At 62.7% G+C, this 20,749-nt stretch carries 21 protein-coding genes; 10 read left to right on the top strand and 11 right to left on the bottom strand.

Annotated elements, in window-relative coordinates; all coding sequences use genetic code 11:
- Positions 1-3: 3 nt before the first annotated feature.
- On the bottom strand, positions 4-834 hold the full coding sequence (locus K663_RS02940) for a hypothetical protein (RefSeq protein ID WP_062113840.1): 831 nt from the start codon (positions 832-834) through the stop codon (positions 4-6).
- 29 nt (positions 835-863) lie between these two features.
- Positions 864-2,090, bottom strand: coding sequence for a TIGR04063 family PEP-CTERM/XrtA system glycosyltransferase (locus K663_RS02935; protein WP_062113837.1), 1,227 nt, complete (start codon positions 2,088-2,090; stop codon positions 864-866).
- Positions 2,091-2,290: 200 nt separating this feature from the next.
- On the opposite strand from K663_RS02935, the gene K663_RS02930 reads away from it, so the two are divergent.
- The 5 genes from K663_RS02930 to K663_RS02910 all read left to right on the top strand — a co-directional run bounded on the left by K663_RS02930 (position 2,291) and on the right by K663_RS02910 (position 7,122).
- Positions 2,291-3,658 (top strand): putative O-glycosylation ligase, exosortase A system-associated, encoded by a 1,368-nt coding sequence (locus K663_RS02930; RefSeq protein WP_062113834.1) that lies wholly within the window; start codon positions 2,291-2,293, stop codon positions 3,656-3,658.
- The gene (locus tag K663_RS02925) at positions 3,658-4,374 is read left to right on the top strand and encodes a hypothetical protein (RefSeq protein ID WP_062113831.1); all 717 of its coding nucleotides are present in this window, start codon (positions 3,658-3,660) and stop codon (positions 4,372-4,374) included. Before K663_RS02930 ends, K663_RS02925 begins: the two co-directional genes overlap by 1 nt.
- A 58-nt stretch (positions 4,375-4,432) precedes the next feature.
- Entirely contained in the window at positions 4,433-5,440 is a 1,008-nt protein-coding gene (locus K663_RS02920) for a DNA topoisomerase IB (protein ID WP_062113827.1), read from the top strand.
- A 22-nt stretch (positions 5,441-5,462) separates the two neighbouring features.
- Positions 5,463-6,635 (top strand): mechanosensitive ion channel family protein, encoded by a 1,173-nt coding sequence (locus K663_RS02915; RefSeq protein ID WP_062113823.1) that lies wholly within the window; start codon positions 5,463-5,465, stop codon positions 6,633-6,635.
- An 88-nt stretch (positions 6,636-6,723) separates the two neighbouring features.
- Entirely contained in the window at positions 6,724-7,122 is a 399-nt protein-coding gene (locus K663_RS02910; RefSeq protein WP_062113821.1) for a hypothetical protein, read from the top strand.
- On the opposite strand, the gene dgcA is transcribed toward K663_RS02910, so the two are convergent.
- Positions 7,116-8,093 (bottom strand): N-acetyl-D-Glu racemase DgcA, encoded by a 978-nt coding sequence (gene dgcA / locus K663_RS02905; RefSeq protein WP_062113819.1) that lies wholly within the window; start codon positions 8,091-8,093, stop codon positions 7,116-7,118. The genes K663_RS02910 and dgcA overlap by 7 nt on opposite strands.
- Before the next feature lie 103 nt (positions 8,094-8,196).
- Here dgcA and K663_RS02900 point away from each other — a divergent pair, with 103 nt between their 5' ends.
- Both K663_RS02900 and K663_RS02895 read left to right on the top strand, forming a co-directional pair.
- Positions 8,197-9,483, top strand: coding sequence for a class I SAM-dependent methyltransferase (locus K663_RS02900; RefSeq protein ID WP_062113816.1), 1,287 nt, complete (start codon positions 8,197-8,199; stop codon positions 9,481-9,483).
- 57 nt (positions 9,484-9,540) lie between these two features.
- Positions 9,541-11,328, top strand: coding sequence for an ABC transporter transmembrane domain-containing protein (locus K663_RS02895; RefSeq protein WP_062113813.1), 1,788 nt, complete (start codon positions 9,541-9,543; stop codon positions 11,326-11,328).
- Between the two features lie 19 nt (positions 11,329-11,347).
- Here K663_RS02895 and K663_RS02890 read toward each other — a convergent pair whose 3' ends face one another.
- From K663_RS02890 to K663_RS02870, 5 genes are all read right to left on the bottom strand, one after another.
- The gene (locus K663_RS02890) at positions 11,348-11,665 is read right to left on the bottom strand and encodes a PilZ domain-containing protein (protein ID WP_062113810.1); all 318 of its coding nucleotides are present in this window, start codon (positions 11,663-11,665) and stop codon (positions 11,348-11,350) included.
- A gap of 195 nt (positions 11,666-11,860) precedes the next feature.
- Positions 11,861-12,283: an ExbD/TolR family protein gene (locus K663_RS02885; RefSeq protein ID WP_062113807.1), complete on the bottom strand. Its 423-nt coding sequence runs from the start codon at positions 12,281-12,283 to the stop codon at positions 11,861-11,863.
- Positions 12,284-12,302: 19 nt separating this feature from the next.
- Complete coding sequence (locus K663_RS02880; RefSeq protein ID WP_037467794.1) at positions 12,303-12,791, bottom strand: ExbD/TolR family protein; 489 nt, start codon at positions 12,789-12,791, stop codon at positions 12,303-12,305.
- A 116-nt stretch (positions 12,792-12,907) separates the two neighbouring features.
- Positions 12,908-13,666: a MotA/TolQ/ExbB proton channel family protein gene (locus tag K663_RS02875; protein ID WP_201026666.1), complete on the bottom strand. Its 759-nt coding sequence runs from the start codon at positions 13,664-13,666 to the stop codon at positions 12,908-12,910.
- A 68-nt stretch (positions 13,667-13,734) separates the two neighbouring features.
- Complete coding sequence (locus K663_RS02870; protein ID WP_062113802.1) at positions 13,735-14,388, bottom strand: energy transducer TonB; 654 nt, start codon at positions 14,386-14,388, stop codon at positions 13,735-13,737.
- A 251-nt stretch (positions 14,389-14,639) separates the two neighbouring features.
- Between K663_RS02870 and K663_RS02865 the strand changes: the two genes are divergently transcribed.
- Positions 14,640-15,497, top strand: a complete 858-nt coding sequence (locus K663_RS02865; protein WP_062113800.1) for a hypothetical protein — start codon at positions 14,640-14,642, stop codon at positions 15,495-15,497.
- 98 nt (positions 15,498-15,595) lie between these two features.
- Positions 15,596-16,900: a homoserine dehydrogenase gene (locus tag K663_RS02860; RefSeq protein ID WP_062113796.1), complete on the top strand. Its 1,305-nt coding sequence runs from the start codon at positions 15,596-15,598 to the stop codon at positions 16,898-16,900.
- A gap of 17 nt (positions 16,901-16,917) precedes the next feature.
- Here K663_RS02860 and K663_RS02855 read toward each other — a convergent pair whose 3' ends face one another.
- Positions 16,918-17,232, bottom strand: coding sequence for a hypothetical protein (locus K663_RS02855; RefSeq protein WP_145902217.1), 315 nt, complete (start codon positions 17,230-17,232; stop codon positions 16,918-16,920).
- Between the two features lie 152 nt (positions 17,233-17,384).
- Between K663_RS02855 and glpX the strand changes: the two genes are divergently transcribed.
- Entirely contained in the window at positions 17,385-18,365 is a 981-nt protein-coding gene (gene glpX, locus K663_RS02850) for a class II fructose-bisphosphatase (protein WP_062113790.1), read from the top strand.
- Positions 18,366-18,437: 72 nt separating this feature from the next.
- On the opposite strand, the gene K663_RS02845 is transcribed toward glpX, so the two are convergent.
- Entirely contained in the window at positions 18,438-18,815 is a 378-nt protein-coding gene (locus K663_RS02845) for a MerC domain-containing protein (RefSeq protein WP_062120200.1), read from the bottom strand.
- Between the two features lie 99 nt (positions 18,816-18,914).
- Positions 18,915-20,696 carry a sensor domain-containing diguanylate cyclase gene (locus tag K663_RS02840; protein WP_062113789.1) on the bottom strand — a complete coding sequence of 594 codons (1,782 nt, stop codon included), beginning with the start codon at positions 20,694-20,696 and terminating at the stop codon, positions 18,915-18,917.
- Between the last annotated feature and the right edge of the window lie 53 nt (positions 20,697-20,749).

Here is a 20,749-nt window from a genome sequence, read left to right as displayed (position 1 = left end):
GGCTTAGCGCGTGCGGTCCGCCATGGCCCGCAAGGTGCCCAGCGCCGCACGCAGCGCCTTATCGACATCGTCCTCCACCCGCTCGCGTACAGGCACAGGCTGCTCGACCGGCATGTCGGCGATCACGCCGTCCGCCACCCCTCTCTCGCCACGCACGCGCTCGGCAAGGCCACGCTCGAAACGGGCGGTCAGTTCGGCGAGCGACGGCGCTTGCCGGGCTTGCATCGACTGCTCGACCGAATCGGCACTGGCCGGGTGCGTCCAGGAACTGATCTCTTCGAATTCCGCTTCGACCGGCTCCGGGGCGACCGCATGCTCTTCAATCACCGGCTGGAATGGCAGCATTGCTGGCTGCTGTTCCACATCGTCCGCCTGTGTCTCTTTGGCGAGCGCAGGGGCGATCCGGGGAAATATCTCCAATCCACCGAAATCACGGCTGGCGAAAATCGGCGTGCGGGCAGGCGCATCGGGATGCGCGTCGGCGCGCCGTGCCAGCGGACGCGCAACCCGGGAGGCTCCCGTGGTCCGGCTGCGGGACAGCCAGTTCAGCTTCGGCAATGCAAAACCCATTCTACTCACTCCCGTGACGCCGCGACGGCGTCTATCCTCTTTCACCGGCGCTGGCGCGGCGTTGAAGCACACCCAGCCCATAGCCATCAGCGCGCCGAACCCGGCGAGCATCAGGCGCGCCTTCATCCCCAATGGCGGCGCGGCAGCGGGCCAGGCTTCGCTGAGCCCGCTCGACGCGACGATGGTTTCGACCAGCCCCGCCGGCATCGCCAGCAGGATCATGGCCATGGCGACACCACCCACCACCATTGGCATCATCGCCATGCGACGTCGGGCCATTGCCACCATAATATTCAGGCGGCGGCGCTGACGCGCTGCAGTCGCTGCAAAAGCTGCTCATAAACCGGCTCATAACGCAGAATATTTGATGACCAGTTACGCTCACGCTCAACAAATGCCCGCGCGGCAGCCCGTCGACTGTCCCAGAAGTCGCGATCGGCAAACATGCCCGCCAACGCCGCCGCAATCGCCGCTGGCTCGCCCGGTGCGAACAAGGTGCCCGTCACCCCGTCCTCGATCAGTTCGCGATGACCCCCGACGCTCGACGCAGCGACGAGCCGTCCCTGCGCCATCGCCTCCAGCGGCTTGAGCGGCGTCACCAGATCGGTGAGCCGCATCGCCTTGCGCGGATAAGCGAGGATATCGACCTGGGCATAATAGTCCTCGACCCGGTCATGCGGCACGCGGCCCACGAACAGGATATGGTCGGCGAAGGGCGATGCCGTCGCCTGATCCCGCAACGCCTGTTCGCAAGGACCGCCGCCGACCAGCAGCAGCTTGACCTTCGGCCGCGCGCGCACCAGCCGTGGCATGGCTGCGATCAGGTCGTCCAGACCTTCATAATCGTAGAAACTGCCGATGAAGCCGACGACGTCTGCCCCTTGCAGACCGAGCTTGGCGGTAAGCGCCGGATCGCGGGCCACCGGGGTTCCAAACTGCTCCATGTCCACCCCGTTGGGCGAAACAATGATCTTGTCAGCATCGATGCCCCGCGCCACCAAATCGGCTCGCAGCCCGTCGCAGATCACCGCAACCGCATCGGCTGCGCGTACGGCATGGGTTTCGAGCTGTCTGGTCAGCCAGTAGCGGGGACTTCCTTCAGTACCGGTGCCGTTGCCTACCGCCGCATCTTCCCAAAAGGCGCGGATTTCATAGACCATGGGAATGTCGTGCCGCTTGGCGGCGCGCTGCGCGGCCATGGCGTTCAGCACCGGCGAATGGGCATGAATAATGTCCGGCCGCCAGCGCCCAATGAGCGCGTCGATCGCATCGGCATGGGCCGAAATGTCGCGCCATTCGCGCAGCAGCGGATTGCCCGTTGCCGCCTGCCCCGGCGTCCTGTGGAAATGCAGGCCATCGACAATCTCTTCCGCATGCCCCGCCGCGCCATGGCGATGGCCCGTGATGCCTCGCACGTCCCAGCCTCTCGCCATCTGCGCTCGCAGGATCGCGCGAGTGCGGAAGGTGTAGCCGCTGTGCATGGGCAGGCTGTGATCGAGCACATGGAGTATCCGAGTCATGGGTAATCTTGTGCCGGAAAAGGTTTAACGGCCCGTCAACTCTGACGGGCTAGGAAAAGCGCGTGGCCACGGACGAATCCCTCTCGCGATGATTGACGCTTTCTCCCTGCTGATCAGCCATGGCGTGATCATGCTGGCGGCATGGCGGCTGCTGTCGCGCGCCGATCTGGACGACGAATCGCAGGCGGAGCGCACGCCCGATGCGTGACCTGTTCTTTATCGCCTTTCTCGGCGCCTTCTTTCTGTTGGGCCTCAGGCGGCCTTTCCTGCTGATCGCCGTCTATGCCTATATCGATATCGTCTCGCCCCAGCGGCTTTCCTATTTCCTGCTGAACAGCATTCCCATTTCCGCGATCGCCTTCGCTCTGGCGGTGGGCGCGTGGTTGATGGTGGACAAGAAGGCGGACTGCCGCTTTTCGATGCGACAGCTGCTGCTGCTCGTCCTGCTGGCCTGGTGCGGCTACACGACGGCGACCGCCGATTTCCCGATCAATGCCCAGACGAAATGGGAATGGGTGTGGAAGGCGATGATCTTCGCGATCTTCCTGCCGCTCACCCTGCGCACAAAGCTGCGGCTGGAGGCATTGGCACTGTTCATGGTGCTGTGCGCCAGCACGATCATCATCAATGGCGGGATCAAGACAGCGCTGTCAGGCGGCGGCTACGGCGTGCTGAACCTGATGGTCGATAATAATAGCGGGCTTTACGAAGGTAGCATCATCAGCTGCGTCGCCATTTCACTGATCCCGCTGATCCTATGGCTGGCGAAGCATGGGACCATATTCCCGCCCGACTGGCGCGTGCGCGGATTTGCCTATGCGCTCTGCCTTGCATGCCTGCTGATGCCAATCGGCACGGAAGCGCGTACCGGTCTGGTCTGCATCGCGGTGCTGGCGGGCCTCATGCTGATGCGGGCAAAGCGGCGCTTCGTCTATGGCCCGCTGATGGCGATCGCCGCGCTTGCCGCCATCCCCTTCCTGCCCGCCAGCTTCACCCAGCGCATGTCGACGATCGAGAATCATCAGGGTGATGAAAGCGCTTCCACGCGCCTCGCCGTGTGGAAATGGACCCTGGGCTATGTGAAGGAGCATCCCGGAGGCGGCGGCTTCGACAACTATCTGCAGAACAGCTTCACCTATCATACGCAGGAGCGCGTGATCGACAGCGGTGGATCACGCGTCGAACGGCGGCTCGTCACCGACAAGGGCCGCGCCTATCACAGTGCCTATTTCGAAATGCTCGGCGAACAGGGCTATTTCGGCTTTGCCGTCTGGCTGCTGATCCACCTCATCTGTTTCATCCGCACCGAATCGATCCGTCGTCTTTATCGTAATCGGGATGGCCCGGGCGACGCGTGGATCGCGCCCTTCGCACTCGCGCTGCAACAGGGGCACATTATCTACATGGTCGGTTCGCTGTTCGTTGGCATCGCTTACCAGCCTTTCATATTCATGATGCTATCGCTGCAGATCGGTCTCGACACCTACCTCACGCGTAAGCGCGGGGCGGCAGCGCGGGACCGGCGCGTGTCATTACAACCATTGCGGCCGATCAGGGGGGGAATGTGATGAGCGGAGAACTCCGCATTTTGGGAGTGGCTCATGGCCTGCTCCTGGGCCTTGTGCTGGCATCGCCGATGATCGGCCCGGACCTGCTGCCCTGGGGTGTGGAGGCACTGTTCATCATCGCCGCGTTCCAGTTACGCCTGGCCGATCGCCGCTGGGAATCTCGGGCCGGGCTACGCGGCTGGGCAAGCCACATTCGCATGGCGCCGGGCCGAATCGTCCCCTGGGCGGGCACGGCCGTGGTCGCATTGATTGCGGGTCCACAGCAGGCGGCCCTTGCCGGATCGATACTGGCGGCTGTGCTCATGGGCGAGCTGCTGATCTATCCGGTTGGCGCCTATATGCTCGGCCGCCTGCCGCGCCCAGGTCTCGCCGCCCTGATCCTTCTTCTGCTGATCGGCTGCAGCCTCGCCGGACAGGGCCAGCCCGCCCGTCTAGCCATGGCCTTTGCGCTGGGTATGAGCGGCTGTGTATTCTGGATGCGCGGGCCGGATGGCGAAGCGCAATCGACGATATTCTGCGCAATGGTTGCGGCTGCGGCCATGCTATGCGCTTGGCTTGTGCCCGAAACCGCCATCATTGCCATGCCAGCGGCCATGCTGGCGGCCACTCTCACCTTGGCTCATCTATCGGTGATCCGCCGCCACCCCGACCATTGGCGCCTTCGCCGCACTGGAGTTTCCGCTGGCGGCGCAAGCGCCCCGTTCCTCAACAGGTAAGGCAAAGGCGCGGAACGAAGGCAAGAAAGGCGGGTTAGAGGCTCTTGAGAAGGAGTCCATGCCCCAAAGCCGCCTCGTCCACGCCAATGACAGCCTGCCGGGAATTTCACGCCGCGCGCTGAAAAGAGGTTGGGCCTATTTCCTGCCTGACGGCACGCGCATCACCGACCGGGCCGAAATCGACCGGCTGAACGCCGTTGGCATGCCGCCCGCCTATCGCGATTGCTGGTTTTGCCTCAAGCCGCACGGCCATATCCAGGCCACCGGCTATGACGATCGCGGGCGGAAACAATATCGCTACCATCCCGAGTTTCGCGCCGCGCGCGAGGCCGAGAAATATAGTGGCTGCGCGCTCTTCGGCCGCGCCCTGCCACGCCTGCGCGCCCAAATCGAAGCGGACCTGTCGATTCGCGGCCTGCGGAAGGAACGCACGATCGCAGCGGTCGTCCGCCTGCTTGACCTCGCCAAGGTCCGCGTCGGCAACGAACAATATGCCGCCGCCAACAAGAGCTTCGGCGCGACCACGCTGCGCCGCCGCCATGTCGATCTGACGGGCCAGAAGCTGCGGCTGCGCTATCGCGCAAAGTCAGGGCGAGAGCATGACCTGACGATCAGCGATCGCCGCCTGCTGCGTTTCGTGCGCGCGATGCAGGATCTGCCGGGCCAGCATCTGTTTCAATATTTGGATGAGGATGGCGTTGCCCGCCCGATCAGTTCGGGGGACGTCAACGCCTATATCGCGCAGGCCATGCGCCACGACTTCACCGCCAAGCATTTCCGCACCTGGGGCGCTTCCACCATCGCCTTCGAAACGCTGGCGTCGGGGCCGGTGTCGCTGGCGCAGATGGTCGCGCCCGTCGCCGATGCGCTGGGCAACACGCCCGCTATCAGTCGCAAGAGCTACATCCACCCCGCCCTTATCGACTTGTGCAAGTCCGGACAGGATGAATGGCGCGCGGGGCTTCGCTTGCCGCGCAGTACGCGCTATCTGACCCGTCACGAACGCGGACTGATCGCCTTTCTGCAAGAGCAGGGCGCGAGTACCGCACTACCCTTGGCGGCCTGACCGCCCATATTTCGGGATTACCATGGCTGCTCATAACGATCCTGCCCTTTCAGATATCGCGGTTCCACCGTCGAATCTTCCGGAATTATGGCAAGCGACGGCGAGCTGGTTCTCCATCCACTCGCTGCAGATCCTGATCGCCGTGGGCGCGGGCATTCTCATCTATCTGGCGCTCGCCACGCTCCGACAGTTTGGCAAGCGGTTAAATGGCAGGCCAGGAGACACGGTAGATCTTTCCCATGTCATCGGCCGCGCTGTTTCGCGCACTACCCATTTCTTCATGGCGCTGGTGGCCGCGCGGCTGGTGGTCAGTTACGCCAGTCCTCCGCCGATGGTGCTGAAGACTGTCATCTTTCTATTCACTATCGCCGCCGTGTTCCAGGCGGCCATCTGGGCGCGGGAAATCATCCTGGGCCTGGTCGAACGGAAGACCGCCGGCAATGATATACATGGCGAAACGCTGGCCAATGCCATGGGGCTTATCCGCCTGCTCGTGACGGTCGGCCTGTTCGCGATCGCTGCTGTCGTGGTGCTGGACAATCTGGGGGTGAATGTCACCGGGCTGGTCGCCGGTCTCGGCATCGGCGGTATTGCCATCGGCCTTGCGGCTCAAGGCATATTTTCAGACCTGTTCGCGGCTCTTTCGATCATCTTCGACAAGCCTTTCCGCCGGGGCGAGATCATCACCTATGACCAGACGACCGCCCGCGTCGAAAAGATCGGGCTGAAAAGCACGCGCCTGCGTGCAATGTCCGGCGAGAAGAAGGTCATATCGAACGCCAACCTGCTACAAAAGGAAATCACCAGCCTTCACACGCTCGAGCAGCGCAGAGTAACCTTTTCACTGGGAATCATCTACCAGACGCCGGACGAAAAAGCGGACGCCATTCCAGCAATCCTGCGGGAAATCGTCGAGGGCGAGGAATTTCATTTCGTCAATGCGGGCCTGGTGCGCTTCGGTGCAAGCTCGCTGGACTATGAACTGAATTTCGACGTGCCGCAGCCGGACAAACATGATTATTTCGAGTCACGACACCGCGTGGGTCTCGCCATCTGGAAACGGTTCAAGGCGGAAGGCATCGAATTCGCCTACCCCACCCAGACCAGCTTCACGGCTGCCCCAGACGGCCGGACCATCATGCCTTATCCCGATTCGGTCTATATCGACGGCAAGAGAGCCTCGCCTATCACCTGATCGGATTTTCGATTCGCTTCACCTTCCCCTTGCTTGCCTGACCCGCGCGAGCCAGTCAGGCAACATCCCGCCAATATCGAGGAAGAAGATGATTACACGTCGGAAATACGCCGCCGCTGCGTTTTTGAGCGCGCTTGCCCTCGCTCCGTCGGCCCATGCAGAAGGGTTGGGCGTTGAAGCGAATTATGGCCGCGCGGATGGCCATTGGGGGACGGAGATCGGCGCGGGCTACGCCATGGATATCGCCGGGTTCAGCCTTACGCCCGGAGCAGGCGTTTATCTTCGCGATGGCGACACCAAGCTCTATGGCAGGGTGGAGGCAGCCTATACCCTACCCGCCTCTGCAACCATTGGCGCGGGTGTCCGCGTCAGCGGCGACAATGTGCGTCCTTATGCGACGATCGCCATGCCGGTCTTTCCCAAGCTGCGGGCAAAGGGAAATATCGGGCCAAAATATTACACGCTGGGCCTGACGCTGGGTTACTGACCCGTGCCCCAGAGCGTTCCGGGGCGGAGCAAGCCGTCTTTCAACGGCAAACCGCCATCTCGATCTCTGGCCAGCAGCAGCGCGCCATCCAGGTCGATCCAATCAGCCCCCTGGGCGACCAGCGCAGCCGGAGCGATGCCGAGCGAGGTGCCGAGCATGCACCCAACCATCACCCGAAAATTCCGCCCGCGCGCCTCTTGCGCCAATGCAAGCGCCTCCGTCAGACCGCCCGCCTTATCCAGCTTGATATTGACCGCGTCGAAATCGCCCAGCCGGTCAAGATCGGCCCGCGTATGACAGCTTTCATCAGCGCAAAGCGGCAACGGCGACTTCACGCCCATCAACCTTTCCTCGCGGCCATGAAGGATTGGTTGCTCGACCATCTCAACGCCCAGTTCGGCCAAAGCCCCCGCTTCTGCCGCGATGTCGAGGTCATGCCAGCTTTCATTGGCATCCACGATCAGCCGGGCGCTGGGCGCACCCGCGCGAACTGCGGCTATGCGCGCCCGGTCGCCCTCTCCGGTCAGCTTGCATTTCAGCAGCGCGAACCCCTTGGCAGCGGCTGTGCGCGCATCTGCCTCCATCTGCGCGGGCTCGTTCAGGCTGATGGTAAAGGCGGTCGGCAGGGGAACGGGAGCCAAAAGTCCCGCAAGCTGCCACACGGGCAGGCCCACCCGCTTCGCCTCCAAATCCCAAAGAGCGCAATCGAGGGCATTGCGCGCCGCGCCACGCGGCATCCTGTGCAACAACGCCTCGCGGTTCAGCGGTCCATCATAAGCGCTGATCGCCGCAGCGCAGGCATCGGCCGTTTCCCCTTCGTAGTAAATCGGCGTGCCTTCTCCCCGGCCGATATGCTCGCCGTCGCCCACCTCGCACATGACCACATCGACCCATGTCTTGGCGCCCCGGCTGATTATGAACGCGCCAGCCACGGGCCAGCGTTCAACAGTCGCGGAAATTAAATGTGTCATCGACGTTTCCTAGACAGGCAAGAAAGAGAGAGCGCCAAGGGCCTATGCGAAAATCCCGGAGCCTCGCATAGCCCCGCTGTCTTGATATGAGGATCAGCCTACCGTGACATCCCGCGAATTGACTGGTTTCCTTCCCTTGGCCGAACAGCAGGGCAGCGCCGCGCGGCGCAGCATGTCGGACCTGGCCTGGCGTCTTGGATTTGGAGCCATCAGCTGGCCGTGGTTGCTGGCCAGCCTTTCGGGCGGTCGGAAGGCGGACAAGCGAGCGCTGCTCGATGAACTGGCCCTGCCGCATGACGCCCTCCCCCATCTGGGAAGCTGGAAGGCCGACGTCGGGTTTCTACGTCATATCGTGCACGAAATCGCCCGTTTGCGGCCAGCGCAGGTCGTAGAACTCGGCGCGGGTGCATCGACGTTGGTCGCGGCGCAGGCGCTCGCCCTTCATGGCGGGGGCCAACTGACCAGCTTCGATCAGCATGGCGGCTTCGTCGATGCGACGCGCAGATGGCTTGCCGATCACGGGTTGAACGCGGACCTGCGCCACGCCCCACTCTCCGCAGAGAGCCCGGATTGGCCGGGACGATGGTATGCGCTGGACAGTCTGCCGGATCGAATCGACCTGCTGATCATTGATGGTCCTCCCTGGTCGGTGCATCCGCTGGTGCGCGGCGCGGCGGACATCCTGTTTGCCCGGCTTTCCCCCAACGCCGTCGTTCTGCTGGACGATGCTGCGCGGCCGGGCGAACGCATCGTCGCACGCCGCTGGCGTCAACGCTGGCCGCATATCGATTTTCGCCTGATGCATGATGGGACGAAGGGCACGCTGGTCGGGCGCAGGCGCGATATATCGATGCCAGTCGCCAACGATAATGACAGCGGCCACGGTTGGCGGCATTTACGTCGCGCGGCGGCCATGGCGGTCCTGCTCGCCACCGGCTGGATCGCCAGAGGCGAACTGGGCGAATTTCCGCACGCGGCGCAGGCAAGCCCCTTCCTGGATGAAGCAGCCGCATCCCACCGCGCCGGCCTGCTCCGGCAGAATATGGCTTCCCAGGTCGAAAGCGCGACGCTCGACAGCGCTGAAATACGCCGTTCCACTGGCATCGTCCTGCCCGCGCTGCCGCCCAGTTGGCGCGTGACCGATGTGCAGCTTTTCCCTACCCCCGACAGCCCCGCAATCGCCGTTTCGCTTACCACCCCGGCTGGCGAGCAACTGTCCTTCTTTGCCGACCGGGCGGAAACTGAGGCAGAAGCCCGCCCACTGCTCGCTCACCGCGCAAGCGATGTCATCGCTTATTGGGAGGCTGGCGACATGGCCTACGCCCTTACCGGGCGGACCGCGTCGCGTCGGATCATGACACTGGCGGCGGAGATCACCCCACCCCTTTGATAGAGCACGCACCGATCCTCGTTGAGGCTTGCATAAGGGGCTGCTAAGCGCCCGCACATGCAAGAAGCGGAAAAGTCCAACCCGCGCGACCGTGCGCCTTCTTCCCTTGGCAGCCTGGCCATGTTGTGGCGCTTCGCCGCGCGCTATCCAGGCCGCATTGCAGCGGCGGGCGCAGCGCTCCTCGTCTCTTCGGCCGCGACGCTTGCGATCCCCAGCGGCTTTCGGCTGGTCATAGACCGGGGCTTCATGGGCGGCGGCGACATCAGCCGCTGGTTCCAATATCTGCTGCTGATCGTGCTGATCCTGGCGATGGCGACGGCTGCGCGTTTCTATTTCGTATCCTGGCTGGGCGAGCGCGTCGTCGCCGACATTCGTTCAGCAACGCAGGCCAACCTTTTGCGCCTGGAGCCGCGCTTTTTCGAAGAGAACCGCCCGTCCGAAATAGCTTCGCGGATGACTGCGGACACCGCCATCATCGATCAGATTGTGGGCTCCACCGTTTCGGTCGCCTTGCGCAATCTGGTCACTGGCACCGGCGGGCTCATCTATCTGTTCGCTCTTGCGCCAAAGCTCGCCTCACTTCTGGTGCTGGGCATTCCGCTCATCCTGCTGGTCATGATCAGCCTGGGCCGCCGCGTACGCAAGCTCTCCCGCGCAAGCCAGGATTGCCTGGCTGCCGTTGGCAGCGCGACGGCGGAGGTGCTGGGCGCCATGAAGATCGTCCAGGCCTTTGGACAGGAAGCACGTGAAGCGGCACGTTTCGACACCACGGTAGAGGCCGGATTCGCAACGGCGCGGCGGCGCATCCTGCTCCGTGCGGCCATGACCGCCGTCGTCATCTCGCTGGTGTTTGGATCCATCACTGCGGTGATGTGGCAGGGCGCTCTCGATGTTGCGGCGGGCAGGCTGTCCGGGGGCAGCATTGCCGCGTTCGTGCTGACAGGCGGGTTGGTGGCAGGCGCGTTCGGCGCGCTTTCGGAAACCTGGGGCGACCTGCTCCGGGGAGCGGGCGCTGCCAGCAGGTTGCACGAACTGATGACGGCAAAGCCCGAGATCGTCGCGCCTGCGCACGCCACACCCCTCCCACGGCTTCCCCAGGGCGCACATCTCGAATTCGATCAGGTGCATTTCAGCTATCCGACGCGCCCGAACGATGCGGCGCTGCATGGCGTCACCATCGACATCAGGCCGGGCGAGACGGTAGCCATTGTCGGGCCGTCGGGCGCGGGCAAATCGACGTTGATCCAGTTGGCGCTGCGCTTCTATGACCCCCTTGCCGGCACGATCCGGCTGAACGGCGTGCCCCTGCCAGAGGCGGACCCGGGCGCAGTTCGCGACATGATGGCGATGGTGCCGCAAGACAGCGTGATCTTCGCCGCTTCGGCGCGCGACAATCTGCGGTTTGGGCGTTGGGATGCCCGGGATGAGCAGATCTGGGAAGCGGCGCGGGCTGCCAATGCCGAAACCTTTCTGCGTGCCCTGCCGGAAGGGCTGGACACTTTCCTTGGCGAAGGCGGCGCCCGTCTGTCAGGCGGCCAGCGTCAGCGCCTGTCGATCGCGCGCGCCTTGCTGCGCGATGCGCCCATCCTCCTGCTGGATGAAGCGACATCGGCCCTGGATGCCGAATCGGAGAGGCTGGTTCAGGACGCGCTTGCACGGCTGATGAAGGGACGCACAACGATTGTCATAGCCCATCGGCTGGCGACCGTGCGCGCGGCCGATCGCATCATCGTGCTCGACGGGGGGCGGGTGGTAGAGCACGGCAGTCACTCCGCCCTCATAGCGCAGAAGGGGCTGTACGCCCGGCTGGCCAGCCTTCAGTTCCAGGATGCGCCCGCCGCCTGACAAAGGCGCGGCACCATCCCTACCGACTTATCCTGACGATATGATCAAGGATTGCCGGGTGTAGCGGACGTTCGAAATGACAGCCCGCCTCATGACCACGGGTCCAAAGGACATGAGCGCGGCGTCCTTCAAATCCGGGTAGCATGATCCAAAGGCTATCGCCCGTTGTCAGCTTCATGAAACTTTGAAGGCGAAAACCAACAACCGAAAGGTCTGCGACGCAGCTTTTGAACCAGTTTTCTCCTGGCCTGCGAACCTTGACTGGCACCTGCACATAGCGCCGGTCAGCCAGACGGCTGTTCCTTGTGCTCAGGTCCATTTGATGTTCAGCGCCCATGATTCACATGCGTTCCTTGGACTGAATATCGCTCATCAGGGTTAAGGAAGGATTGCAGGCGTAAAGCCAAAAAAAAGGGCCGCCGAAGCGACCCTGCGATAGTTGTCAAAGGCTGTTTGTTGCGTCACCCCTACCCACGCCCGGAAACGGGAAGTCGAATATTCCCGGCCAGATGGCGGTGGCGACGCCTGCCCCTTAGAACTTCGAATATTGTTCGTTGCCAACGAAGCCCAGCTTCGTGACACCAGCCCGCTTGATCTCCGCCAGCACCTGATCGACGATGACGTAACGCGTCGCGGCATTAGGCTGGAACTGCAGTTCAGGCTCGACCGGCAGACGCAGCGACTGCTGCAGATACTGACGCAAGGTCAGCAGGTCGATGGCCGAACCGTTCCAGGTGATAATGCCACCCTGATCGATCGCCACCTTGTTCTTGACGGGATCGATGACGCTGTCGGTCGGTGGCGCATTTTGCGGCAAGTCAATCTTTACCGCGTGCGTTTGGATCGGGATGGTGATGATGAACATGATGAGAAGAACGAGCATGACGTCGATAAGCGGCGTCGTGTTCATTTCCACCATCGGCTCGCCATCTTCACTTCCGGCACTCATAGCCATGGGGCGATACTCCTAAAACTTAAAGCCGCTGCGTCTGCGTACCCGGTTCGGGTTCGGAGATGAAGCCGACTTTCGGGAAACCGGCGCGCTGCATCGTGTAGATGGTGCCGCCGATGCACCGGTAAGGCGTATTGATGTCGCCGCGAATATGCACTTCGGGCAGATCCTCCGGCGTCAGATTTTCCACGCCGCCCGCCTTCTTGATGTCCGCTTCCAGCTTCGCAACCGCGCGGTTGAGCAGCTCGTCAGAAGACACGCGCGTCAGGTTCCAGTAGACCGCACAGCCACCATCGGGCGCCTGCGTGATCGACAGCGACACATTTTCCGGTTTCGTCGTCGTCGGCTCGAACGCGACCTTGGGAAGCTGCAGCTGAACCGTCTGGACGACGACCGGGACCGCGATGAGGAAGATGATGAGCAACACCAGCATGACGTCGACGAGCGGCGTCGTGTTGATGTCGGACATCGGCTTGTCATCACCGCCGTCGGAGCCAACACTCATTGCCATTGATAATTTCCTAACATCCGTGTCGATGGCGCCCCGTCAGTACGGGGCCCATGGCCGGGGGAGGAACCTTGGCGGTCGCAGCCGCCCGCCGGTTCCTCCACCGGCCCTTGACCCAATCAGGCCTTGGTCGGAGCCGCAGCCGGCTTGGCAACGGCAGGGGCCGGGGTAGCGGCGAACGAAGGCTTAACCGCGCCGTTCGACACCAGGTGGGCCAGCAGATCGACGGTGAAGCCGTTCAGCTGCTCGGCGATCGACTTGTTGCGGCGCTGCAGGAAGTTGTAGGCGAGCACCGCGGGAACGGCCACAGCCAGACCCAGCGCGGTCATGATCAGAGCTTCACCGACCGGACCGGCAACGGCGTCGATCGAGGCCTGACCGGCAGCGCCGATCTTGATGAGCGCGCGGTAGATGCCGATAACCGTACCGAACAGACCGATGAACGGCGAGGTGGAACCGACGGTTGCAAGGAAGGCCAGACCACCGCCGAGCTTCGAGTTGATCGAAGCTTCCGAACGAGCGAGCGAGCCATGCAGCCAGTCATGCGCCTCGACCGGATCGGTCAGCTTGGTGTGTTCTTCCTGGGCCTTGATGCCGTCGTCAACGATCTGCTTGTAGGCGGAATTCTTTTCCAGCTTGGCCGAGCCTTCCTTCAGGGTCGGCGAACGCCAGAAGGTTGCGCGAACCTTCTTGCCCTGATTGATCACCTTCTGCTGCTCGATGAGCTTGGTGAACAAAATGTAGAAAGTGCCAACCGACATACCGCAGAGGATGATGAAGACGGTCCAGGCGATCGTGCCGCCCTGCTCCAGAGCCTCCATAAGGCCATAAGGGTTTTCCGGCTTCGGCGCGGCCGCAGCTGCGAGATACATCAACATTTTCAAGACTTCCCTCTCAAAAGGATCAATAAAAGGGGAAGGCGGCAGCGCCAGCCTTCCCGATACAATTATTCAGGCAGTCGCCACGTGATACGACCATTGTAGGTGTCGGACATGGGGCCTCCACCTGCCGCGGTCGCGGGCTTGAACCGTGCGCGTCGCGGAAGCAGCCTGCACGTCGCCTCGTCGAGATCGGAATGACCGGTCGAAGAGGTGATGGTGCAGTTGGTTACCCGCCCGTCGGGACCAATCTCCAGACGGAAACCCGCGGTGCCCGAACGTTCTTCACGCTGCGCACGGCTGGGATAGTCCGCGTCGCTGAGCCAGCCACCCGGCGAACTGCGTGGCGTTGCGCGCGACGCAGGAACAGCCGGAGGCGGGGGAGGCGGCGGAGGCGCAGCGACCGGAACCGGGTTGAAAACCGGCGGCGGCGTACGAACCGTCTGAATCGGCGGCGCCGGAGCCGGCGTCTGAACGATGGGCGGCGGCGCTACAACCGGCGGCGGCTCGACCGGCTGGTCTGGCGGCGGCGGCGGCGGCTCCTCGTCCGGTGGCGGCGGTTCCTCTTTCACGTCGATCACATTCAGCTGTTCAGCCGCCTTTTTGACATATTTCATGCCAAGACCGGTGACGAAGGCATAACCCAGAACAGCGTGAATCAGGGCGACGATGATAATCGAGATCGTACGACTCGATCCTTGCGAGTGGTCAGCATAGGCCATTCGGCAACGACACTCCTTAACTCAGCTTACCATTGTTATACGGCAAATAAGCCAAAAAACGGCCACAGTTGGCCGGGTCATCCCCGGTCCCCTTTGGCCCCTATCCGTTCATTTGCTACCGCGCAAACTCCTATCGCGGTGCATCGTGGCACGCAAACGCTTTATCGTTTCAATCATTTTCGACTAGCATTCCAAAACAGAATCATTTGCCTGTGACATCATTGTCACGACCGACTCTCCACAGGACGAACATGAAAAGCAAATCCTCCATGACATTCCAAAGTGCGGCTGCTGCATGCCTCATTTTCGCCGCAGATCCGCAGGTTTCAGCTGCTCAGACGAACGCGCTGGCGGAAACCTCCATGCTCTCCTACGCGGACCTCGCTGACCTTTCCGACGCAGCTCCCCTCGTCGCCGTCACACGCATCCGAAGCATTATTGCAATACCTGTCGAGGAGGGCCGGAGCGCCCCTCAGGGGTATAAAAGGGTCTATGTGGAGGCTGAAGTCATCAATTTGATTCGCGGCGAAGGCGGAATCAGCCCGGTCGTCCGATACCTCTATGACGCGCCGCTCAACGCCCGGGGGAAATTGCCCAAGCTGAAGAAGACCCATGTGATACTCTTCGCGCGGCGAGCGGATCGTCCCGGAGACATTCAACTTATCGCGCGGGACGCTCAGATTCCGGCGACGCCCACCACGATCGAGCAGGTAAAAGCCGTCCTTTCCGACCTGATGGCCGAACGCGCACCGCCCCGCATCGTCCAGTTGGGCGACGCCTTCCACGTCGCCGGTACGGTGGCAGGCGAAAGCGAAACGCAAATCTTCCTACGCACCGCCAGCGGCGAGCCGGTATCGCTCTCCATCCTGCGCCGCCCGGGGCATGAACCCAAATGGGCGGTCGCCCTGGGCGAGATCGTCGATGAAGCCGCGCGTCCTCCAGAACCGGGCACTCTGCTATGGTATCGCCTCGCGTGCAGCCTGCCGCCCACGCTGCCGGCGCACTCGTCCCGCGCGCTGTCTGCGACCGATGCGGAAGCGGCTCGAGCGGATTACGCCCTGGTCATCCAATCGCTCGGTAATTGCGGCCGGACCCGATCCGTCTCCTGACCGGCTGCTGACGCCGCCGCATTGTCCTTTTGCTTGGACAGCGGCGCGTTGGCGGCTATCAGCGCGCCTTTATGCCACCCGTAAGGACTGCAAAGATCATGACCAATCTGCACCGCCATGCCCCGCTGCGCGTCGCGCTTGTCGGCCTGGGCACAGTGGGCGGCGGCGTGATCCGGCTGCTGGAAACCAACGGCGACCTGATCGCCCGCAGGGCAGGCTGCCCCATTCAGATCGTCGCCATCTCCGCCCGTGACAGGAACAAGGACCGCGGCGTCGATCTTTCCCCCTATGAATGGGTGGATGACATGACCACCTTGCCCGGTCGGGACGATATCGACGTGGTGGTGGAACTGATCGGCGGCGCTGACGGCCCGGCCCTTACGCTCGCTCGCCAGTGCCTATCCGCCGGCAAACCCTTTGTCACCGCGAACAAGGCGATGCTGGCCCATCATGGCCTGGATCTCGCAGCATTGGCGGAAAAGGCGGGCATCGCCCTCAAATATGAAGCGGCGGTCGCGGGCGGCATCCCGGTCATCAAGGGCATGCGCGAAGGCGCTGCGGCCAATGAGATCAGCCGCGTCTATGGCATCCTCAACGGCACCTGCAATTACATCCTGACCACGATGGAGAAGGAAGGACGCGGCTTTGACGAGGTACTCAAGGAGGCGCAGGAGCTGGGCTTTGCCGAAGCGGACCCGAGTTTCGACATCGACGGCGTGGACGCCGCGCACAAACTGACCATCCTTGCCAGCCTGGCGTTCGGCACGGAACTCGACTTTGACAGCGTCGCGGTGACCGGCATTCGCGATGTCATCGCTGCCGACATCGCCGAAGCGGCGGCGCTGGGCTACCGCATCCGCCTTGTCGGCATGGCGGAAAATGGGCCGGGAGGATTGTTCCAGCGCGTCCATCCGATGCTGGTCCCGCTCGACCATCCGCTTGCCCATGTCGATGGATCGCTCAATGCCGTGGTTGCCGAGGGCAATTTCGTCGGTCGGCTTTTCTTCCAGGGCCGGGGCGCGGGAGACGGGCCGACTGCATCGGCAGTCGTCGCCGACCTCATCGACGTTGCGCGCGACGAATATGGCGACGCATTCGCCATGCCGGTCGCCGCACTCGCGCAACAGCCCCCGGCGGATGCCGGAGCGCGCATCGGCCGCGCCTATCTCCGCTTCAAGGTGCAGGACAGGCCCGGTGTGCTGGCCGAAATCGCCGCCGCCACACGCGATGCAGGCGTATCGATCGAAAGCATGATCCAGCGCGGCGTCAGCGTGGACGGCGGCGTACTCATGGCGATCGTGACGCATGCAGGCGAAGAACGCTGCGTCCTCAATACGCTGGAACGGCTGGCTGGATCGGAAAGCCTGCTTCAGACGCCGATGGTCATGCATATCCTAGACTAGGGCGCGATTTAGCGCCTTCAGCGCGGCATGAAGCTCTTCAGGAGCGTCTCGCGCAACGGCTCGCCCAGCCGAAACAGCCGAATTCGGGGCCGCTTGGGGCAGCCCATATTGCCAATCACCCGGCAAGGCCGCGCGTCGAAGCGGTAGGCGCTCATCTTGTTGTCAACGCCCCGACCGCCGCCATCGACGATCAATCGGTCGTCGTCCTGCCGACTGGAGATGCAGAGAGCAGGCACAGCGTGACAGGGAGCGACGGAAGGGCGAGGATTTTTGTCTGGCAGGGTATCGGACTGGGCAAGGCTGGCGGCGAGCAGCGCGGCGATTATCATCACGACCCTTTGAATTTATTAGTCGGTCCAACGCCACAGACGACCTTCCGTTGCATACGCGCCGCGAAAAGCGGTTGGATACCCGCGGGATGGCTCGACAAGGCCCGGATGACCTCCTATCGCCCTGTCAACAAAGAGACAGCAGAGGGATTATCATGGTGCAGGCTAGCTCGATTCTCGATCGTGTCTTGGTGCTTGAGATGGTGCGCGTCACTGAAGCGGCCGCCATCGCTGCTTCCCAGCTGATCGGGCGCGGGGATGAAAAGGCGGCCGACGCCGCTGCGGTCGAAGCGATGCGCCTCGCCTTCAACGATCTCTACATGGACGGCACCGTCGTCATCGGCGAGGGTGAGCGCGACGAAGCGCCAATGCTCTACATCGGGGAAAAGGTAGGCAACGCGATCGGCACCGGACCAAAGATCGATATCGCCCTCGATCCGCTGGAAGGGACGACCATCACGGCAAAGGCCGGACCCAATGCCCTCGCCGTCCTCGCCATTTCCGAAGAAGGCGGCCTGCTCAACGCACCGGACGTCTATATGGAAAAGCTGGCGGTCGGTCCCGGCTATCCGGACGGCATCATTGATCTCAACAGGCCGGTGCGGGAAAATGTCGAAGCGGTGGCCAAGGCAAAGGGCGTTGACCCGAATGAAATCATCGTCTGCGTGCTGGACCGTCCGCGCCATGAAAAGCTGATCGCCGAACTGCGCGCTATCGGATGCGGCATCATGCTGATCCCCGATGGCGATGTCGCTGGGGTGATCGCAACCACCGATCCAGAGACCAATATCGACATGTATATGGGTTCAGGCGGTGCACCGGAGGGAGTTCTGGCCTGCGCCGCGCTGCGCTGCGTGGGTGGACAGTTCAAGGGCAAGCTGCTGTTCCGCAACGATGACGAACGCGCCCGCGCCTTCAAATGGGGCATTACGGATCTCGACAAGGTCTATGACCTGAAGGAACTGGCCAAGGGCGACTGCATTTTCGCGGCGACCGGCGTCACCGACGGGTCGTTGCTGGGCGGCGTAAAGCGGTTGCCCGGCGGCAAGCTCACCACCGACAGCGTCGTCATGCGCGCCAGCACGGGCACCGTGCGTTGGGTGAAGGGCGAGCATCATAGCCGCAAGCACGCCTGACCAGCGAGCCTTTGCCAAGACAAAAAGGGGGGCTTTGGCCCCCTTTTTTATTCCTCCAGGCGATCTCTGATCCTAACGCCCGGCGCGGTGATTGAGGTCGTGGCCCAACGCCAACGTCGCGACGCCCAGCAAGGTATAGGCGCTTTCGAGCCATCCATGGTCCAGTGTCATCGCGCCTGCCATGATCCCAAGGCCAAGCGACCCGATCGCGGCAGGCATCATGAAGCCATGCCTGATGGCGCCGTGTCCCAACGCCACCGCCCCCAGCAGGATGGCAAGCACCAGTCCGACTTCATGGAAGAGGGGATTCTCGAAAATCCCACCGGCTGATGCAAGCACCCCCAGCACAACAGCGGTTCCGACACAATGCGCCGCGCACGCGCCAGACAGCGCAATTGCGATGCGATCGATGCGACCGTTCGAAAGGCTGGAGTGGAGGCTGATTGGCATCATGGCCGCTACATAAGCCAGCGAGCTGTAAGTTACAACATATCATCCGGCATATTTTGTGATGGGATGTCTCGAACCCCTTATTCCGATCCAATCGACCTAGGCTGCCAGACGCAGGCAGTTCCGGCCGCTATGCTTGGCGCGGTATAGCGCCTTGTCGGCGACTTCCAGTAGTTCGGTCCGGCCACTTTTCCCGTCAAGTTCGACCAGGCCGGCGCTGAACGTGACGGTGATGGTGTCCGACGTCTGGGCGCTGATGCGTTGGGCGGAGACCATCTTTCGCAACCGCTCGCACACCATGCTTGCCCGCTGGATGTCCGTTCCGGTCAGGAGAATCGCAAACTCCTCCCCTCCAAGGCGACCGATGCTGTCGCCTCCGCGCAATCCGGGGCGCAGGCGCTCGACGAAGCCGGACAACACCTTGTCCCCGACCCCGTGGCCGAAGCGGTCGTTGACGGACTTGAAATGGTCGATATCGATAAGCAGCAGGCAGGCTTGGGCACCCCGCGCCACCCGCTGAATTTCCTGTTCCAGCTTTTCCAGGAACGCCCAGCGGCTATCGGCGCCGGTCAGCGTGTCCACCGCCGCGACCCGTTGCAGGGCGCGCTGGCGGGCCTTGTGCCGCGACATGTCACGGACGGTGCTGACGACGCCGGTCGGCAAGCCCTGTTCATCAAGCATGGCGCGCGTCACCATCTCACACCAATCCAGGCCATCTGCGGAAATCGACGGACGGAACTCGACGGTCTGGACATCACCCGGCTGCGCGAGCGCACGGCGGTGCGCACGGATCACTTCGGCCCGGTCCTCAGGATCGACAAGCACCTCCGCCGACCGACCGACCAGCATGCCGGGCGCGCACCCAATCTGCTCAGCGGCGGATGGCGAGGCATATTCTATGATTCCGTCCACACTGACGTTCAGCACTACGTCGCCGCTATGTTCGGCGATCGCGCGATATCGCGCCTCGCTCGCCTGAAGCATCTGGAACAGTCGACGCCGACCATTGAGTTCAGCCGCCAGCGGCATGGAGAGCAGAAAGCTGAATGCCAGGAAAACCTGGAACAGTTGGGTGCGTTCCCCGATGCTGCCCGAAATCAAATTCAGCGGGCCGTAGCCGGACACCGTCGCCGCGCCACCGATCGCCGCAAGCACCACCACCGATGCAGCCGCCCCAAGCGACCCGATGCGAAAGGCGATCGCAACCAGAGGCAAGAGCAGCAGGAAGAGCATCGGATAGCGCGCCAGGAAAAAGACATGGGCAGTCACCAGCGCAAAAAGGATAAGAAGCCCCAGCGCCTCCAACTTCTTCTTCTTCGGCGTTTCCTTTACCCAGCGGCTCACCTGTCCCTGCAGCAGCATGGCAAGGATTGGCGTGCAGGTGAGGCCGCCCAGCACATGGCCGCTATACCATTGAAGCCAGGATGGCCCGAAATCCACCCGGGTCAACGTAGCGGCGACCAGCGCAGCGCCCAGGCCTGCGATGATATTCGCGGGCACACAAAGCGCGGCTATGAAGACCAGCAATGATCGTTTCGATCCATCCGTCAGGTGCACGGGAATGAAGCGGCGGCATAAAGTCGCTACGATCAGGGACTCGGCAATGTTGATGAGGGCCATCGGCAAAGCGGCCAGCGGTCCCATGCCAAACAGGGCCGTCGAAATCATGCTGGCCACGCCGCATGCCAGGATGACGCGTGGCCAATAGCTGGTTTTGGATGTTTGCAGTTCCGCCATCAGCAGCGCGTTGGCGGCCCATATGAACGCCAATCCGCCTTCAAACCGCGAGCAGAGCAAGGCGAGCGACGCCATGAGAAAATAGATCACGCCAGCGATCACCGGCGTCAGCGGGGAAGAAGGAGAACGTAGCGGCTCAGACATCACCCTGCTGAGCTAGCCAGTTATCGTTAAAATTAGATAACCGTAACGGACGC

The sequence above is a fragment of the Sphingobium sp. MI1205 genome, assembly GCF_001563285.1.
Taxonomy (GTDB): Bacteria; Pseudomonadota; Alphaproteobacteria; order Sphingomonadales; family Sphingomonadaceae; genus Sphingobium.
This window is presented reverse-complemented; position numbering and strand designations above follow the sequence as displayed.